1 protein-coding gene is annotated in these 527 nt (G+C 76.3%); it reads right to left on the bottom strand.

Features of this window, described 5'->3' with window-relative positions; all coding sequences use genetic code 11:
- Window positions 1–341 (bottom strand): AIR synthase related protein (locus tag L0B03_RS18990; RefSeq protein WP_250448680.1); only part of this gene is annotated, 341 nt, incomplete at its 3' end.
- Between the last annotated feature and the right edge of the window lie 186 nt (window positions 342–527).

Below are 527 nucleotides of genomic sequence, written 5' to 3'. Positions count from 1 at the left end.
AGCCCTCGGGCCAGGCCCAGGGCCCACTCGACGGGCAGGTCACCCGGCGCGACGAGGGCGACCACCAGTCCCGTGGGCCGGGCGCCCATCGCCGCGACGTCCGCGAGGTTCTGGACCGCGGCCCGCCAGCCGACGTCGTACCCCGAGGACCACGCGCGGCGGAAGTGACGACCCTCGACCAGCACGTCGGTCGAGACGACGACGCGACCGTCGGGGGCCGCGAGCACCGCGGCGTCGTCACCCGGCCCCAGCAGGGTCGACGCGGAGCTCGGCAGCAAGGGGAAGATCCGAGCGAGGAGTGCGTCCTCGCCGAGGTCGGCGACGGTCTCGACGTGGTCCACGGGTCTCACGCTACCCAGGACGGCGGATACGGTGATCCCGTGCCCGTCCGACCCTCCTCACCTCGCGCCCCTGCCTACCCGTCGTCGTCCGCGGCCCGCGGGCGGCGCAGGTCCCGCAGGACGGCCGGCCTCGCGGGGACAGCCGTCGCGGCCTCCCTGCTCGCCGGCTGCGCGACCCCCGTCACC

It is taken from the genome of Actinotalea sp. C106 (assembly GCF_023630195.1).
Classification (GTDB): domain Bacteria; phylum Actinomycetota; class Actinomycetes; order Actinomycetales; family Cellulomonadaceae; genus Actinotalea.
Note: the sequence above shows the minus strand (reverse complement) of the source record. Positions and strands in the feature narration are given on the sequence as shown.